The organism is Chitinimonas sp. (assembly GCF_041904975.1).
Classification (GTDB): Bacteria; Pseudomonadota; Gammaproteobacteria; order Burkholderiales; family Chitinimonadaceae; genus Chitinimonas.
Genome location: NZ_JAYRLZ010000011.1, coordinates 1 through 6,800 on the forward strand (window position 1 = coordinate 1; position 6,800 = coordinate 6,800).

Sequence of the window (6,800 nt, forward strand, 5' to 3'; positions counted from 1 at the left end):
TGAATCTGGAAAAGGCCATGCGCTTTGGCGACCGCATCGGCGGCCATCTGGTGTCGGGCCATGTCGATGGCCTCGGCGAGGTGCTCAAGTTCAGCCAGGTAGGCGAGAGCTGGCAGCTGGTGGTGCAGGCAGAAAAAGCCCTGGCCAAATATGTGGCGATCAAGGGCTCGGTGGTGATCAATGGTGTATCGCTGACCACCAATCACGTCAAGGATGTGAAAGACCGCTGCATTTTCTCGGTCAACCTGATTCCGCACACCATCGAAGTGACCGCGCTCAAGCACATCAAGGTGGGCGACAAGGTCAATCTGGAAATCGACCTGATCGCCCGTTACCTCGAACGCATGCTGCCGGCCAGCGATGAACCTTTCGACGCCTTGAAAAAGCGCAAGGGCTGATCCAGCCGTTGCGCCTCAAGCTGCCTGATCATCAAGCCAGCTTGTCCGCCACATAGCGTTTCACCAGCGCCGCATCGTTAGCCAACACGGTGCTGCGTTGTGGGCGGTTTTCCAGATCGGCCAATTCGCTCGGGCGCGGTGGGGTCATGCCTAGCGCCTCGACAATGGTGGCCTCGAACTTGGCGGGCAAGGCGGTTTCCAGTGCGACCATCGGCACCCCGGGGCGGCGGGCCTCCAGGGCGACTTTCACCCCGTCGGCGGTGTGCGGGTCGATCACCACATTCCAGCGTGCCTTGGCCTGCTGGATGGTGCTGATGCGGTCCTGATGGGTGCTGCGGCCCGAGCTGAAGCCGAATTCGCCGACCATGCGGGAGAAATAAGGCGTCTTGCCCAGATCGAATCCGCCGGTGCTGTCCACTTCATCCCACAGGCGCTTGAGTTCGGCGCCGTTGCGGTCGATCAGGTCGAACACGAAACGCTCGAGGTTCGATGCTTTGGAAATATCCATGCTCGGGCTGGAGGTGGCATGGGTGTCGTTCGAGCTGCGTACCGAATAACGACCGGTCTTGAAGAATTCATCCAGCACATCGTTTTCATTGGTGGCTACCACCAGGCGGCCAATCGGCAAACCCATCTGCCGGGCGATATGGCCGGCGCAGATATTGCCGAAATTGCCCGATGGCACGACAAAATCGACCGGCTCGCCGATCTGCGGCGCAATTTTCAAGTAGGCGCGGAAGTAATACACCACCTGCGCCACCACCCGGCCCCAGTTGATCGAATTGACCGCACCGACCTTGTACTGGGCTTTGAAGGCCGCATCGTTATTGATCGCCTTCACGATATCCTGGCAATCGTCAAACGTACCCTCGATCGCCAGATTATGGATATTGGCATCGGGCAGGCTGAACATCTGCGCCCGCTGGAACGGGCTCATGCGACCGTGCGGCGACAGCATGAATACATTCACCCCCTTCTTGCCGCGCATGGCGTATTCGGCCGCCGAGCCGGTATCGCCCGAGGTGGCGCCGATGATATTGATAGCCTCACCGCGCTTGGCCAGCACATATTCAAACAACTGGCCCAATAGCTGCATGGCAATGTCCTTGAAGGCCAGCGTCGGGCCATTGGACAGGTGCAAGAGATGCAAGCCGGCTTCCAGCTCGGTGATCGGCGTGATCTCATCGCTACCGAAATTGGCTCGGGTGTAGGCGGCCTCGACCAGCTGCTTTACATCGTCGGCCGGGATATCGGTAGCGAAGCGCGATACGATCTCGAACGCCAGCTGCGGATAGCTGAGGCCGCGCCAGACTTGCAGCGTGGCATGGTCGATGTGCGGATAGCGATCGGCCACCACCAGCCCGCCATCGGGTGCCAGCCCGCCCAGCAGGATATCGGTAAACGCTTGCGGGGCCATGCCGCCGCGGGTGCTGATGTATTGCATGGTCTACTTCCCTCAGTACTAGAATTCCGTGTCGCTCGTAGGGTGATCACCGGTAGGGCGCACAAGCGAAGCGTATTGCACCGGCTGCAATGCAGCATGCGCGCCGCAAATCGCTGTAATTCAAATGATCTTCCCAGCCACTGGCTCAGCCGGCCGTATAAACCTCATCTCCCACCGGCACATGCGGCGCAATATGCTTCACTTGTGTAAGCCCTTGGGCTGGCACTTCATTACCGTGACTATCTCACTGAGTCGGCTTGCAAACTCCGGGATCAAAGGCTCTGTACTTCATATGCTCATCCAAGGTTCCGCAAAGGCTGCTTTCATCCCATGTGGCGTTTTCATATTCAACAAGAGAGAAGGTGTCTAGCTTGAGATGAACTTGTTTTTTAATATGTAATTCCAATTCGGTATGCTTGGTCTTGCCAATCTTCTGAGAGTTTGTGGGGTCGGTATCCCAGGATTTTCTTGAGTGGATCACTCTGTTGGTTATAAAATTAATGCTCTTCTTCGTCCTGAAGTGATGAATAATTCCCTGGTTAATATCTGATTGTGTTTGCATTTCGATGGATTCGTAAACTGCCTCTGTGCCGATGAGCCAGAGCTCGCCTGATATTTTTTTAAATTGGTAGTTGGTGGTGCTGCGTGAGCAGCAGCCGCCAGAGTTGAATACAGATAAATATAGAGATTTATTTGAAATTTTGATGCGAAGGATCGAGCGGCCAAGTTCTGTAAGCGGCAGAGATTTGCCAGTTATCGTAAATTTTCCTGAGCCATTCTGATGGGTCACCGCTATCCTTGCCTCGTTGCTGGTTTTGGCTAGGAGGACCGCGATATAGGGCTCTTCGCCATCGTCTAGAATGCCACTCGTTTTTTCAATGATGCTTTCCCCGGGAAATGCATTCGAAATTGACACGGCGACGTCATGGGCGGTGGGGGAGGCAAGCCCTGGAAGTGGCAGCCAACAGACTGCTATCCAACGGATCCAGATGGGAAATAGTCTATGTAACTTTTTCATGCATCTGCCAATTTAGGGCGGGTACGGCGCACACAAGCGAAGCGTATTGCGCCGCATGTGCTCATTTATCCAGATTCTCCAGCCGCAACTTCGTCACGCTGCCCGAAATGGTCGGCAGGCTTTCGATCAAATGAATGGCGGTGTCGACGCTGCGCTCCATGGCGATATGGGTGAGGATGATGATGTCGACGATCTGCTCGCCCTCGGCGGGTTCCTTTTGCATCATCGCGTCGATGGAGATGCTGAGGTCAGCCAGGATGCGGGTGATGTCGGCCATCACGCCGGGGCGGTCGTGCGCGCGCAGGCGCAGGTAGTAGCAGGTTTCCACCTCTTCGATCGGCAGGATCGGCAGGTCCGACAGTCGATCGGGCTGGAAGGCGAGATGCGGCACGCGGTGTTCCGGGTCGGCGGTCATCACACGGGCGGTGTCGACCAGGTCGGCCACTACCGCGCTGGCGGTGGGCTCGCTGCCGGCGCCACGGCCGGAATACAGGGTTTGGCCAACTGCATCGCCTTGCACCACCACCGCGTTCATCACCCCATCGACATTGGCGATGATGCGCTTTGCCGGGATCAAGGTTGGGTGCACCCGCAGCTCGATACCATTGGCACGGCGCTTGGTGATGCCGAGCAATTTGATGCGATAGCCCAGTTGTTCGGCATAGCCGATATCTTCGCGGGTCAGGCTGGAAATGCCTTCCAGATAGGCCTTGTCGAACTGCATGGGAATGCCGAAGGCCAGTGCCGCCAGGATGGTCAGCTTGTGGGCGGCGTCGTGGCCGCCGATATCGAAGGTCGGGTCGGCTTCGGCATAGCCCAGGCGCTGCGCTTCGGCCAAGACATCGGCAAAGGCGGCGCCCTTGTCGCGCATTTCGGTGAGGATGAAGTTGGAGGTGCCATTGATGATGCCGGCGATCCACTCGATGCGATTGGCACTCAGGCCCTCGCGCACCGCCTTGATAATGGGAATGCCGCCGGCTACTGCCGCTTCGAACGCCACCGTGACACCACGCGTCTGGGCGGCGGCGAAGATCTCATTGCCATGGATGGCCAGCAGAGCCTTGTTGGCGGTGACCACATGCTTGCCGTTGGCGATGGCGCGTAGTACCAGTTCCTTGGCCAGGGTGGTGCCGCCGATCAGCTCGCACACAATGCTGATATCCGGGTCGTCCACCACCGCGTGGAAGTCATTGCCGAAGGCGAGGCCTTCGGTGACGGCAGCCGGTGCTGCGGCGCGAGCCTTGTCGATATTGCGTACTGCAACGCGTTTGACTTCAATGGCGCGACCGGCACGGCGACCGATTTCTTCGGCATTGCGCGCCAACACTTTTGCCACGCCGCTGCCTACCGTACCAAAGCCCAGAAGGCCGACCTGAATGGGTTTCATGAAGATGCTCTTAGTAATGTGAGTATTCAGCGAATTGTTCACCGCCCGGCAAAGCCGTGCGCTTGCGTGCATAGGTATACGGAACCGTGCTTCGTTGATCGATCCCGCTCCCCCTGCCAGCGGTGCACGCTCCAATGCTTAGGCGCTGAAAGCGCCAAGAGCGTTGGGCGTCGCCGCTGCGAGGGAGCCCCGCCTGCGCGAGTGGATGTGAGCAAGAAGGGGCGCATGCCATACGCTACAACGATTTCCGGAAACAGAAGCCCTCGACGACCAGCCCCTCGCGGAAATAGAAGCGGTGCGCCTGGGTGCGCTGGGTGCCGGAGTCGAGCATGAAATTCTTGGCGCCACGGCGGCCAGCTTCGGTCTGAAGCCAGTCGAGCAGCAGTTTGCCAACGCCTTGTGAGCGTCGTGTAGAGGTGGTTACGAGGTCGTCGACGTAACACTTGGTGCCGGAGTAGGTGTCCCGGTAGAGGCGGTAGACTGCCACACCCAGCACGTTCTCGCCATCGGCGGCGATCACCATTTCGCCGCCGTCGGCAAAGATACCGGCCATTTGCGCCACATAGTCGCCCTGTAACTGCGGACGCAGATCGCGGTGCACAGCTTCGGCGCGCGCCAGCCAGACGGGTTCGATCAGTTGGCGTTGGTCGTTGGTGATGCGGATGACTTGCACGAATGGCTCTCGCTTCAAATTCACTTCAAGTACCAAAATCTTTAATCACAGAGATCGCAGAGGTGGCACAGAGTAGGAATTGGTATATGACCGCGCCCTGCGATATGAAAATGCCCTGTTTGCCCGTAACGCTATCCTTGAAGCGGATTTTCTCTGTGCCACCTCTGTGTTCTCTGTGTCCTCTGTGGTTCAAGGTTTTGTCTGATCTGGCGCGAACCTCACACCGCATGCCGCTTGCGGTAACCCGCCAAAAACCGCTCGATCCGGTTCAATGCTTCATTCATTTCTTCCAGATGCGGTAGAAACACCACCCGCACATGGTCCGGTGTCGGCCAGTTGAAGCCGGTGCCTTGCACCAGCAGCACTTTTTCTTCTTCCAGCAACTCGGTGATAAAGGCCAGGTCGTCAGCGATCGGGTAGACCTTCGGGTCAAACCGGGGGAACAGGTAGAGCGCACCCTTGGGCTTGACGCATGTTACGCCCGGTATGGCGGTCAGCCGCTCCCAGGCTAAGTCGCGCTGGCGGGTCAGCCGGCCTTCCGGGCCGACCAGCTCGGCAATGCTCTGATAGCCGCCCAGCGCAGTCTGGATGGCGTTCTGGCCCGGTGCATTGGCGCATAGCCGCATCGAGCAGACGATATTGAGGCCGTCGATATAGTCCTGTGCGTGGCGCCGATCGCCCGACAAAACCATCCAGCCGGCGCGGTAGCCGCAGGCACGGTAGTTTTTGCTGAGGCCGCCAAAGCTTACGCAGAACACATCCTCGGCCAGCGAGGCGAGGGCAGTATGGCTGTGGCCGTCGAATAGCGTCTTGTCGTAGATCTCGTCGGCGTAGACGATCAGCCCGTGCTCGCGGGCGATCTGCAAGATGCCCTTGAGCAACTCATCCGGATACAGCGCGCCGGTGGGGTTGTTCGGGTTGATGACGACAATGGCACGGGTGTTGTCGGTGATCTTGGCGCGGATATCGTCCAGATCGGGCAGCCAGCCATTGGCTTCGTCGCACAGATAGTGCCGTGCGGTGCCGCCCGACAGCGACACGGCGGCGGTCCACAAGGGGTAGTCGGGCGCCGGCACCAGTACTTCGTCGCCATTGTTGAGCAGGGCGTTCATGCTCAGCAAAATCAGCTCGGATACGCCATTGCCGATATAGATGTCTTCAATACTCACGCCCTTGATGCCCTTTTGCTGGGCGTAGTGCATGACCGCCTTGCGCGCCGGGAAGATGCCCTTGGAGTCGGTGTAACCGGCGGCGTGCGGCAGATTGCGGATCACATCGCTGACAATTTCGTCGGGCGGCTCGAAGCCGAACACCGCCAGATTGCCGATATTCAGCTTGATGATGCGGTGACCGTCGTCCTCCATCTGCTTGGCACGGGCCAGGGCCGGGCCGCGGATTTCGTAACAGACATTGTCGAGCTTCTGGGACTTCTTAACGGGACGCATAGGGCTAAAACCGGCGCTGTACATAGGGGAGCGCTCGATAGTAACAAAGAATCTTGCACTGCAATATTCGCTTTGCTGCCCCGTAAGCGATGGCGCAGGAATATGCCGCGCAGCACCGGGCGGGTTGCCGCCGTCCCTGGGCTGGCGCTGCCGGCGTCAGCGATTGCCGGCCTGTATCTTCCTGAGCCAGCAGGGTAAAATGCGCGCCCCGCTTTACCGGCCGCCGGCCACGCCATCATGAAACTGCATGCCGACGCCCCGTCCCGCCTCAATGTATTCACCGGTTACGGCGATGACCATGTAATGGTCAACCAGCAGCGCCAGCAGGGCAGCCTGATCGTTACCCCCACCGATATCCTGCCCTGGCGGCCGGACGGTTTTGACGAGTTGACCGAGGCCGACTTCGAGAGCCTGCTTGAATTCAAGCCCGAGGTG

Annotated in this window: 6 protein-coding genes and 1 pseudogene; 2 read left to right on the forward strand and 5 right to left on the reverse strand. The window is 58.7% G+C overall.

Translation table 11 applies throughout. From position 1 onward, the window contains the following. Window positions 1-398, forward strand: a pseudogene (locus ACE3OH_RS02090) (hypothetical protein); the annotation flags it as partial. 31 nt (window positions 399-429) lie between these two features. On the opposite strand, the gene thrC reads toward ACE3OH_RS02090, so the two are convergent. From thrC to ACE3OH_RS02115, 5 genes are all read right to left on the reverse strand, one after another. After that, entirely contained in the window at window positions 430-1,842 is a 1,413-nt protein-coding gene (gene thrC, locus ACE3OH_RS02095) for a threonine synthase (RefSeq protein ID WP_374347761.1), read from the reverse strand. Between the two features lie 244 nt (window positions 1,843-2,086). After that, the gene (locus ACE3OH_RS02100; RefSeq protein ID WP_374347764.1) at window positions 2,087-2,860 is read right to left on the reverse strand and encodes a hypothetical protein; all 774 of its coding nucleotides are present in this window, start codon (window positions 2,858-2,860) and stop codon (window positions 2,087-2,089) included. Window positions 2,861-2,921: 61 nt separating this feature from the next. Beyond that, window positions 2,922-4,247, reverse strand: a complete 1,326-nt coding sequence (locus ACE3OH_RS02105; RefSeq protein WP_374347766.1) for a homoserine dehydrogenase — start codon at window positions 4,245-4,247, stop codon at window positions 2,922-2,924. A 235-nt stretch (window positions 4,248-4,482) separates the two neighbouring features. Next, window positions 4,483-4,920 carry a GNAT family N-acetyltransferase gene (locus ACE3OH_RS02110; RefSeq protein ID WP_374347768.1) on the reverse strand — a complete coding sequence of 146 codons (438 nt, stop codon included), beginning with the start codon at window positions 4,918-4,920 and terminating at the stop codon, window positions 4,483-4,485. Between the two features lie 218 nt (window positions 4,921-5,138). Continuing rightward, complete coding sequence (locus ACE3OH_RS02115; RefSeq protein WP_374347770.1) at window positions 5,139-6,365, reverse strand: pyridoxal phosphate-dependent aminotransferase; 1,227 nt, start codon at window positions 6,363-6,365, stop codon at window positions 5,139-5,141. Window positions 6,366-6,602: 237 nt separating this feature from the next. Between ACE3OH_RS02115 and ACE3OH_RS02120 the strand changes: the two genes are divergently transcribed. Beyond that, window positions 6,603-6,800, forward strand: a 198-nt coding sequence (locus tag ACE3OH_RS02120; RefSeq protein ID WP_374347772.1) for an MTH938/NDUFAF3 family protein, incomplete at its 3' end; no start/stop codon positions are given.